6 protein-coding genes and 1 pseudogene are annotated in these 10,077 nt (G+C 48.1%); 4 read left to right on the plus strand and 3 right to left on the minus strand.

The genetic code is table 11. From position 1 onward, the window contains the following. The first annotated feature begins 185 nt into the window (after positions 1 to 185). Positions 186 to 2,108 (plus strand): sensor histidine kinase, encoded by a 1,923-nt coding sequence (locus tag JGK14_RS23825; protein WP_293324056.1) that lies wholly within the window; start codon positions 186 to 188, stop codon positions 2,106 to 2,108. Between the two features lie 37 nt (positions 2,109 to 2,145). Here the strand turns inward: JGK14_RS23825 and JGK14_RS23830 are convergent, their stop codons facing one another. Together JGK14_RS23830 and JGK14_RS23835 are read right to left on the minus strand one after the other, a co-directional pair. Further along, complete coding sequence (locus tag JGK14_RS23830; protein ID WP_293270029.1) at positions 2,146 to 2,592, minus strand: HNH endonuclease; 447 nt, start codon at positions 2,590 to 2,592, stop codon at positions 2,146 to 2,148. Beyond that, positions 2,579 to 2,854 carry a hypothetical protein gene (locus JGK14_RS23835; RefSeq protein WP_325315568.1) on the minus strand — a complete coding sequence of 92 codons (276 nt, stop codon included), beginning with the start codon at positions 2,852 to 2,854 and terminating at the stop codon, positions 2,579 to 2,581. Before JGK14_RS23835 ends, JGK14_RS23830 begins: the two co-directional genes overlap by 14 nt. A gap of 161 nt (positions 2,855 to 3,015) precedes the next feature. Between JGK14_RS23835 and JGK14_RS23840 the strand changes: the two are divergent. From JGK14_RS23840 to JGK14_RS23850, 3 genes and pseudogenes are all read left to right on the plus strand, one after another. Further along, a pseudogene (locus JGK14_RS23840) lies at positions 3,016 to 3,763 on the plus strand (DUF928 domain-containing protein). A 6-nt stretch (positions 3,764 to 3,769) separates the two neighbouring features. Further along, entirely contained in the window at positions 3,770 to 6,625 is a 2,856-nt protein-coding gene (locus JGK14_RS23845; protein ID WP_325315569.1) for a CHAT domain-containing protein, read from the plus strand. Positions 6,626 to 7,026: 401 nt separating this feature from the next. Continuing rightward, positions 7,027 to 7,506: a hypothetical protein gene (locus tag JGK14_RS23850; protein ID WP_293185831.1), complete on the plus strand. Its 480-nt coding sequence runs from the start codon at positions 7,027 to 7,029 to the stop codon at positions 7,504 to 7,506. Here JGK14_RS23850 and JGK14_RS23855 read toward each other — a convergent pair. Further along, on the minus strand, positions 7,486 to 9,444 hold the full coding sequence (locus JGK14_RS23855; protein ID WP_293185830.1) for a cation:proton antiporter: 1,959 nt from the start codon (positions 9,442 to 9,444) through the stop codon (positions 7,486 to 7,488). The genes JGK14_RS23850 and JGK14_RS23855 overlap by 21 nt on opposite strands. Positions 9,445 to 10,077 lie beyond the last annotated feature (633 nt).

Genomic DNA, 10,077 nt, shown 5'->3' on the forward strand with positions numbered 1-10,077 from the left:
TTGACAGTTGACAGTTGACAGTTGACAGTTGACAGTGGGGGAACTACTGACTACTGACCAATAATTTCAAAGGTGGTACAAGCCCCCGGATTTATCCGTGGAATCAATCCAAAATCTAAAATCTAAAATCTAAAATCGATTGACTGTTTGGAGATTTAAACAATACCGATACAACTGGAAACGATATGAAGCCTGATCGATCGCAAGCAGTGAAAGCAGATATCTCGACTTGGTGGCGAGGATCGCTTCCAGGGTTGATGGTGATTGTCGCTGTGATGATGGCTAGATTGACGGGTGCGCTTCAGTTTGTGGAGTTGGTGGCGTTCGATCGATTTTTGCTGCTGCGTCCTCCTGAGCCAATGGATGAACGGATTATAATCGTCGGCATTACGGAGGAAGATATTAAACGCGCCAAAACTTATCCGATTCCCGATCGCGAAATTGCCGATTTACTCAAACGATTGCAGACTTATGAACCGATCGCGATCGGGCTGGATATTGTCCGCGATATTCCGGTTGAACCGGGCCACGCTGAACTAGCATCGGTGTTTCGTAACAGCAAGAATGCGATCGGAGTGGAGATTGCTTTGCCCGATCGCAATGGCTTTATCGTCGCACCTCCACCCGCACTGCGATCGGAACAAATTGGCTTTGCAGATTTCGTCCTCGATGGGGATGGCTATCAGCGCCGCAGTTTATTGGGCACTTACAACGATCGCCAAGAATACCGTTTTTCCTTCGCAATCCGTCTGGCTGAGCGCTATTTAGCAAACCGAGGAATTAAGGCAGGTAATGGAATTCGCGATCGAGAGGCGATGCGATTTGGCAATATTGAATTGACCAGAATGCGGCCCAATTCTGGCGGATATGTGGGGGCGGATGCAGGCGGTAATCAGATTTTGCTGAATGTTCGCAGCGGTTTGGCACCTTTTCGAGTCATTTCTCTAGCACAAATCAAGGCGGGAAAAGTAGATCCAAACTGGATTCGAGGCAAGATTGTGCTGATTGGGATGATGTCTTTTAGTGCAAAGGATTTGGCAAGTTCAGCTGCGATCGCAGGTATCAATCCCGGACGGATTTACGGAGTGGAAATGCAAGCCCACGAAACCAGCCAGATTATTAGCGCGGTGCTCGATCGCAGACCGTTGATTCAGGTTTGGGGAGATGACTGGGAAACTCTCTGGATTGGGGTCTGGGGACTCTTGGGGATGAGTTTGGGGCGATTTCTGCGATCGCCGTGGAAAATTTTGTTGGGGCTCTTAATCGCCAGTATTAGCTCGATCGCGATTTGTTACGGATTAATTTTGATGGGGTGGTGGATGCCGATCGTACCTGTGTTCCTGATTTTGGTGCTAAATGGGGCTGGCCGGGCGGCGGCACTCTTCTATCGCCACCAGCAGGAATTGCGACTGCGGTTGGAAGAACGTCAATTTGCGATCGAGCAAACTTTTAATGCGATTCATAGCGGGCCTTTACAAACATTGGTAGTGATTTTGAGAACTGCTCAGGAGCAAGATCCACCCCCATCATTTTTAACGGATTTGCAACGCCTGAATCAAGAATTACGGGAAGTTTACGGATCGGTGCAGCGAGATGCGATCGCCGATGAACCGCATTTGCGAATGGGAAGTGCGATCGAATTAGCCCTGCAAGCCCCGTTGCATGAATTGCTCTACAAAGTCTATTCCAACACCCTCGAACAAGAACTGCCCTACCTCCAAACGATCAAATTCAAAATAGTGCAGTTCGATCCTTTGAACACCGAACATCTGCGGTTGGAACACAAACGAGGACTCTGCCGCTTTCTCGAAGAAGCGCTTTGCAATGTCGGCAAACACGCGATTGAAACCACTCGGTTGACAGTAATTTGCACTCAAGAAGGCGATCGGCAAGTAATTCGGGTGGTAGATAATGGCAATGGGAAACTGTCTGAAATAGAAGCGACAATTCAAGATTCAAACACTAACATTCAATCTTCAGGATTAGGAACGCAATTGGCAAACAATTTAGCTAAACAATTAGGTGGAACGTTTCGGCGCTATCAAAATGTACCGAAGGGAACCGTGTGCGAGTTAAGTTGGTCAGCCAAACGGCGGTGGTTCTGGTGATTTTCGAGAAGCGATCGTGGGTGCGGGTCTTCAAAATCTAGGATAGATCGCTTGCTGGAGGATGCAACCCCGTTTGAATCCAAAATCGTCTGGTTGCTCGGATAGAATCATCATCTGGATAGCGTGTATCGTTTAAATCAAGGCGGATGCAGGTTGCTCGACCGATGGGTGTAATCCCTTGAATCACAACTCCGTTGTCTAGCCAAACAAAATGTTCCTCCCACTTCTGCTGACGAGGATTGAAAATAGGGACAATTTCCTGGGTTTCTGGATCGACTCCAGCCACAAAGTTATACCGTCTCTCATTACAGCGACGACAGGCAAGTGCAAGATTATCTATTTCGTCGGGGCCACCCAAAGATTTTGGGATAATATGATCAAATGTGAACCGATTTGCGCTCAGGCGTTCTGGCGAATGACAGTATTCACACAAATAGCTGGCTCTTTTGCGTATGGCTTGTTTGGCTGCATCACTGATTGGCATTTTGGGCAGCAAGCATAGCGTTGATATAGGTAAAAATCCGATCTAACTCTCCGATCGCGTCTAGTTGTGTAACTTCATCTGGAGTGAGTTGATCCGCCTTCTTTTTTTCTAGCAGGCTTTCCATTCGGAGTTGAAGAGATTCAGTGAATTTGAATAGCGTCCAATCTCCCACCTTTTCAATCTGAATTTCATGAATGAGTGAGGACGGCTTACTGAGAGTCGTAATCATGTTTGCTTCTGCCAGAAGGGAGTGGAAAGACATTGAAAATCTGCGCTTTAACGAGATTATAGCTTGATATGAAGGGGCGATCGCGCTTTAACAATGCTTTGCACCTTCCCGCAAGTCTTGTTTGCGGGCAGTCCTCTATTATGTTTGTGTATTGTCGATTACCGTAGAAAATAGTTACAGAGAGGATTCAGATGATGACTCACGGATTGAAGCGTCGAACCATTTACTCTGCGGGAATTGCGAGTTTAATCCTGAGTGTTTCGTTCTGGATTCCGATCGCAGCCCTGGCAAAATATACTCCTCCTCCAAACCCTTCTAAACCGAAAGAAACGGGCACGAATACCACTCGCGGCGGCAGTTGTGAAGGTGATTCAGCGGCGGTATTAACTGCCTTAGTGCCGTTTAGCCATATGGGACAGACGATTTCTGGGCATCCGACTTTTACCTGGTTTGTACCCGATCGCACTTCTCGTCCGTTGCAATTGAGGCTGTTTACTCGATCGGGCCAACTACTCTACAGAACCGAGATGGAGAGTCAGCCAGGAATCATGTCCGTTGCTTTGCCGGCAAATCTGCCTCCACTGTCGATCGGGCAATCCTATCAGTGGGGCGTTGCTGTGCGATCGGAATGTTCCTTCGCGGAATGTGGTGGCGACGGCAGAAATCCAAGTGGTGCAGCCTGCGGAATCATTGCAGTCTCAACTTGCAGCCGCATCAACTCCCCAACAGCGGATCGACTTGTATGCCAAGGCTGGGCTGTGGTATGACGCGATCGCAGAAGCGCGCAAAGCCTCTGAGACTTCTCAAAACCAAACGGCTGTGCTGGAATTGCTAGATTCTCTGGCTAATTCGGAAGCCGAACCTTTGAAAGACTGGAGCGATCGATTGAGGCAAATAAGAGCGATCGAACAACAACGTCAACCCCCGCAACCCAAACCCTAAAATCCCATGCAGCCTGACTCGCTAAAATTTAAATCCAGTTGTAAAGTGCGATCGGGATTCCTGTTTCCCCTCGCCTTTTGCTTTTTGTCTGTTGCCTTTTATATTCCTCCGCATTTCTCACTCCCGGTTGTTGCTCAAACTACGGATGCTCGTCTAGTAGAGGGCGATCGGCTGTTCCGATATGGCGAGCACCAGTATCAGACTAGCCAATTCCAAGCAGCGCTGAATTCCTGGCAACAGGCACTGCAAATTTATCGCGCCATCAAAAACCGCCAAAGGGAGGCTTTGGCACTGAACAATTTGGGAAAAGCTTACAACTCTCTGGGCAACAATGCCAAAGCCATTGAGTATTCACAGCAGAGTTTAGCTATCGCCCGCGAAATTAAAGACCGCGAAGGGGAAGCTGTGGCACTGGGTAATTTGGAAGCTTACGGCCTCCCGGCTGTTGCTCAGGAGATCTTAGCCATCGCCCGCGAAATTAGAAACCGCCAAGAGGAGGGTGTGGCACTGGGTAATTTGGAAGCTTACGGTCTCCCGGTTTCTGCTCAGGCGATCAATGTTCGTGAAACAGAGGCCGATCGACTATTGCAGCAGGGGCTTCAACAGTATAAAACAGGTCAGTTGGTCACAGCGATAAATTCCTGGCAACAAGCACTGCAAATTTATCACGCCCTCAAAAACCGTCTAGGGGAGGGTAAGGCACTGAGCAGTTTGGGACTGGCTTACATCTCTCTGGGCAACTATGCCCAAGCCATTGAGTATTCACAGCAGAGTTTAGCCATCGCCCGCGAACTTAAAAACCGCGACTGGGAAGGTCTAGCACTGGGCAATTTGGGAGCCGCTCACCACTTTCTGGGCAACTATACCAAAGCCATTGAGTATTTACAGCTCAGTTTAGCGATCGCCCGCGAAATTAAAGACCGCCTATTAGAGGGTGCTACACTGGCCACTTTGGGAAAGGCTTACATATTTCTGGGCGACTATGCCAAAGCCATTGAGTATTCACGGCAGTGGTTATCCATCGCCCGCGAAATTAAAAACCGCAAAGGGGAAGGTCTAGCACTAGAGTTTTTGGGAGATACTTACCTCTCTCTGGGCGACTATGCAAAAGCGATCGAGTATGCACAGCAACAGCTAGCGATCGCCCGCGAAATTCAAGACCGCCCTGGGGAGGGTACAGCACTGGGGAATTTGGGAAAAGCTTACAACTCTCTGGGCAAATATGCCAAAGCCATTGAGTATGGGCAGCAAAGTTTAGCCATTGCCCGCGAAATTAAAAATCGCGAAGGGGAACAGGTGGCACTGGGCAGTTTGGGTAATGCTTACTACTATCTGGGCAACTATGCCAAAGCCATTGAGCATGACCAGCAAAGTTTAGCCATCGCCCGCGAACTTAAAAATCGCGAAGGGGAGGGTAATCAACTCAACAACCTCGGAGCGTCATTCTTGAAAGCTGGCAACCTAACAGAAGCTGAAAAAATGCTCCTCGATGGGATTCAAGTTTGGGAATCGATGCGTCAAAAACTCGGTTCCAACGACGCGAATAAAGTCTCCATCTTTGAAGGACAAGCTCGTACCTATCGGACTTTACAACGAGTCCGGGTCGCTCAGAATAACCCGATCGCCGCTTTAGAAATTGCCGAACGGGGACGCGCTCGTGCCTTTGTCGATCTCCTGACAGAACGCTTATCTTCAGGTTCTACCAATCCGGTTATTAACACTTCTCCTAACCAAAATCAAATCCGCCAAATCGCCAAAGCACAGAATGCCACTTTGGTGCAATATTCCATAATCTACGACGACTTCCAGATTCAAAGCAAACGAGAAACGCAAGAATCCGCGCTCTACATCTGGGTGATTCAACCAACGGGCGAAATCACATTCCGTCAAGTTGACCTCAAACCCCTCTGGCAAAAACACAATGCCTCTCTCGCCGATCTAATCATTGGCAATCAGCAGTTTCTTGCCGTCCGCAGTCGCAGCAGTCTTGGCTCCACCCAACCTCAACCCAACTTACCGACGCTACATCAACTGCTGATCGATCCCATTGCCAGCCTCCTACCCAAAGACCCCAATGCCCACGTCATTTTCATTCCCCAAGGTTCCCTATTCCAAGTGCCCTTCCCCGCCCTGCAAGATGCCAACGGCACTTACTTAATCCAAAAACACACCATTCTCACCTCCCCCTCGATTCAAGTTCTGGCATTGACTCGACAACAGAAGTTAGCACAGAAGCAACCTAACAGCGGTAACGCTTTAGTCTTGGGCAATCCCACCATGCCGAGTGTGTCTCCCTCTCCGGGAGAACCCAAACGGCAATTGTCTGCTCTACCTGGAGCCGAAGCCGAAGCTAGAGCGATCGCCCCTCTGCTCAAAACCCAAGCCATCACAGGCGCACAAGGGACAAAAGCTGCGATCGTCCAAAAAATGCCCCAAGCATCGATTATTCACCTCGCCACGCATGGGTTGCTGGATGATGTGCGCGGATTGGGAAGTGCGATCGCCCTAGCTCCTTCTGGTAGCGATGACGGCTTATTGACCGCAGAAGAGATTTTTGATATGAAACTGCAAGCAAGTTTAGTCGTTTTGAGTGCCTGCAACACTGGAGAAGGCAGAATTACCGGGGATGGAGTAATTGGTTTGTCGCGCGCTTTGATTTCGGCAGGAGTGCCGAGTGTAATTGTTTCTTTATGGGCGGTTCCTGATGCGCCGACATCCGAATTGATGCAGGCATTTTATCGAAACTTGCAAAGTAATCCCGACAAAGCACAGGCTTTACGGCAGGCAATGCTAACCACGATGAAAACTCATCCCCAGCCGCGAAATTGGGCGGCATTTACTTTAATTGGGGAGGCTGAGTAAGTTTTTGTGAAGAGCGATCTTTATTCTTCCGTCGGGCATTGCGCCGACTTTGTTTGACAAGAAGCGGTTTCAACTGCCGAATTATCTTTGTTTGACAAGAAGCGGTTTCAACCGCCGAGTCATCTTCTCTTTGCACTTTCCCGCAATCAATCTTGCACCTCATACCTCATCAACTCTGCGGGTAGAACGAATGAATTTCCCATCTGGGTTGCTTAAGATTTAAGTAATCCTAAATCATCAGTCAACCGTCAACCGTCAACTGTCAACTGTCAACTGTCAACTGTCAACTGTCAACTGTCAACCGTCAACTGTCAACTGTCAACTGTCAACTGTCAACTGTCAACTGTCAACTGTCAACTGTCAACTGTCAACTGTCAACTGTCAACTTACCGCGTAACTTTATGAATGCAGAATCAGCTACAAACATTCTAGATAACCTGGTAAAGGAAAAGAGAGGCGAACCATTGAACGGCTTACAGCGAGAAATTATTCAAGGAGTTTTAAATGGTTTGACATACCAAGAAATCAAGAATAATTATGCGATCGCGCGGAACTATCAAATATGCTACTTAGGGCGATACGTTGCTTATCATTTGTGGAAATTGCTGACAGAGGTATTGAAAGATGCAGGAATTATCGACCCGGATGAAAGAGTCCGCAACAAAAATTTGTGGGATTCCGCGATGAGAGTGGCACAGCAAAGAGTGCAGTCGGAATCTGTACAAAAAAGTCAACCTCCCGTACCGCCAAATTGTGTATTTCGATCGCATATCAACAATCCTCTCCCTCTTTCCCCTTCTCCCTCTTTCCCCTTCTCCCTCTCTCCTGTTCTCCCTCTCTCTTCTTCTCCCTCTCTGTCCCTACCGCGAAACAGGTGGTAGCAAAACTTCTGCTTCCTTTTCAATTATAGATTCCTCCAAAACATTCTCTAAAACCGGAGCAGGAATCGGCACTTCTTCAACTACCTGATGCTTTTCCAAAGTCAAGCGAGAGTTGGACGAACCGGACAATCTTTTTAACAATTTTGGTGTAGGATCGTAGAGCAAATAAATAATGCGATCGCCCGCTTGCCAAATCTCTGTTGCCGACACAACTTGCAAGTATCCTTGTCTTTCAAGTAGCAGCGGCGCCAACTCCCCGGCTTGCACCAAAGCTTGCAAGTGAGCAATCTGAAATTGCAATCCCTCGCTGTTTAACTCGGTTTCCCCTAATTTTACTTCGCTGTCGGTCAAATATTCGTTCCAATCCTTCAGCGACAAATCCGAGACAAAGGCTTGATTAATTTTACTATTATTTGCAGGCGCATTTGCTTGCGGGTCTTTGGGGAATAATGCCAAAACCCTCGGCGGTGCAAACTCCTCGGCTGCTCGCTGAGCTAATACTAAGTTTACCTCGCCGTTGTTAGTCATTGCCAAAAATGTTCCCATCGAATCGAGTCCGGCTTCTTCTAACACGCTATGGTCGAGAGCGCTACTCAAAAATACTCGCAAACCTTCTCTTTCTGCTTGCGCGCAAGCTTCCGGATTGGTGTCGATAATTGCGACTGATTCTCCGCGTTCTTGAAATAAGCGAGCAATTAATCTGCTTAAAGGATTTGACCCGACAATTGCTGCACCTGTTGCTGATTTTGAGGTGACTCCTAACAGTTGAGCTATCCATCCCGCTGTCAGCCCTTGTACGAAAACAGTCATAATAATTGTCAGGAAAACTAAGGCTTTAATTGAGTCGCCGCCGTTGATGCCGCGCTGGGTGAGCAAGATGGCAAATAAAGAGGCGATCGACGCTGAGACAATTCCCCTCGGCGCTACCCAGCAAGCAAATAATTTTTGCCGCCAGTTCAGGCCGCTGTTCCAAGTGCACAGCCACACATTGATCGGCCGCACTACCCACATTAAGGCTAAAACTGTAAACAAACTTCCCCAACCGAGCGCAACTACACTAGCGAGGGATAAATCGGCCGCCAGCAACACGAACAGGACGGAGATGGCGAGGACTGTGAGTTGACCTTTGAACCTCCTGAGCAGCCGTTCTTCCGGCACAGCAGCCGCTCTGAGGACGATGCCGGAGAGGACTGTTGCCATCAGTCCTGATTCGCTGCGGAGTTCTTCTGATAAGCCGAACAATCCCCACAAACCTGCTAAAACTACTAGGTTTTTCAAGTCTTCTGAGAGAAATTGCGATCGCTTGAGAATGAATCCCAGCAGCCACCCTCCGGCAACTCCGACGACTGCGCCAACTAAAAGGCGAACGATTAAATCTCGGAACAAGACCAATAAATCAGCATTGCCGTTTAAGATAATATTCAGTACCAATACCGCCAAAATTGCTCCGACTGGATCGATTAAAACGCCTTCGGCTTCTAGCAAGGCGGCGACTTGTTTGTCAACGGATACTTGTTTGAGCAACGGGCCAATGACTGTCGGGCCTGTGACGACGACTAGGGAAGCATACAGAAATGCGATCGGCCAGGGAAATTCCCCCAACCAGTGTGCTGCCATTCCGCCGCCAATGAGCGTAATTAAAGTGCCGAAAGTAACTAAATTGCGAATGCTACCGGAAACTTTGCCTAAATCTCGCAATTCCAAATTCAAGCCGCCTTCAAACAGAATTAAGGCTACTGAAAGAGACACCATAACTTCTAAACCGCTGCCCAACAGATTGGGGTGCAACAGTCCGAGGCAATCCGGGCCTGCTAAAATACCGAATAGCAGCAAAAATACGATCGCCGGAACTTTCAGATAAGCGGCCAGAACTTGAGCGCTGATACCACAGGTGACGGTCATGACCATCAACAGGGTGATGTTAAAGGGGATTTCCATAGATATGATTGTTACAGGCTGCCCGCTCGGTTTTAAAATTTAAAAGATTTAAAAGCGCGATCGGGGGTGATTTGATTGCAGGCGCTATACTTGACGCTGGCACAAACTCGCCACTGCCCTGGATTTTTGTGAATAAAATTAAAAAACGTTGATATTGGCTATAACTTTATCAGATAATTCTCTTACCGTCAAAGATGAGAGTAAGCTGTAGCGCCTAGATTGTCTGTTATGTTCGATGGAGAGGGGGAGAAGGGGAGAGGGGGAGAAGGGGAGATTTGAGTCGAGTTAATTCTCAAAGAGACTTCTTGCACTCATTCGGAAACTATCTTGAAATACATCTGCGTTGCATCGTCGGTTACATCTGCCTAAAATCTGCGATCGACCTAATTTCAGAACACTTAAACCAGATTCATCTGTGGAATTAATCTCAAATCATTTGGGATTCTGCCACCTGCGAAGAAACTCCGATAGAGTTGCTGGCGAGACTTGTTTTTCCAGCCAATCTAAAGCCTGGTTTTGATTAGGTGCAGCGCGTTGACATACTCCCCGCGCTGAAGCGACGGGGATTCTTGACACATCATTTCAACTTGCTACCGAGGTAGTCTTACGGTCGATCCGTGCCCGTTTATAGTC

Source organism: Microcoleus sp. PH2017_28_MFU_U_A, from assembly GCF_020738035.1.
In the GTDB taxonomy this organism is placed as follows: Bacteria; Cyanobacteriota; Cyanobacteriia; order Cyanobacteriales; family Microcoleaceae; genus Microcoleus.